Origin of the sequence: Aquitalea sp. LB_tupeE (assembly GCF_013391415.1) — a bacterium.
Classification (GTDB): Bacteria; Pseudomonadota; Gammaproteobacteria; order Burkholderiales; family Chromobacteriaceae; genus Aquitalea.
In genome coordinates, this window is record NZ_JACAXB010000064.1 from 1 (window position 1) to 473 (window position 473).

Consider the following 473-nt stretch of genomic DNA (forward strand, 5'->3'; position numbering starts at 1 on the left):
AAGAACCTCGACGGCGGGGCGAGACCCGCGAAGTTGATTTTGTTGTTGGTTTTGTTATTGGTTTTACGTTGCTAAATACAGGGCAAGCATCCGCTCACGCGGATGATGTTTTGCATTGCCGCTTCCGCGCGGCAAACGGAAAAGAGGGCTTGCCTGGCCAAGCCCTCCTTCACCTCCAAGGCCACCCCACAAGCATGGCCTGCGGCTGCCCGACAGGTCCCGCCCGGAGCGAGGCGCGCCTGAACTCGCGATTTGCTAAGGTCAAATCGCTCAAACAAAGCAGGCGCTTAACACCTCGTCCCGGTCACCCGTCGGCATGCTTGACGGGGCCATGGGCGCATTGGTGCGGTGGTAATTAATGGAATCGGGCTGAGTCCATTTGGCGAATATCTCCCTCAAGCACGCAGTCTTTTTCTGATTAAAACGGTGGTCGAGAGTAACGGGTCCCGTCAGCGCGAGCCGACGCAGACGTT

The 473-nt window shown here is 57.5% G+C and carries 1 protein-coding gene; it reads right to left on the reverse strand.

Annotated elements, in window-relative coordinates:
- Positions 1 to 270: 270 nt before the first annotated feature.
- Positions 271 to 473 (reverse strand): hypothetical protein (locus HWX34_RS21155; protein WP_218645290.1); only part of this gene is annotated, 203 nt, incomplete at its 5' end.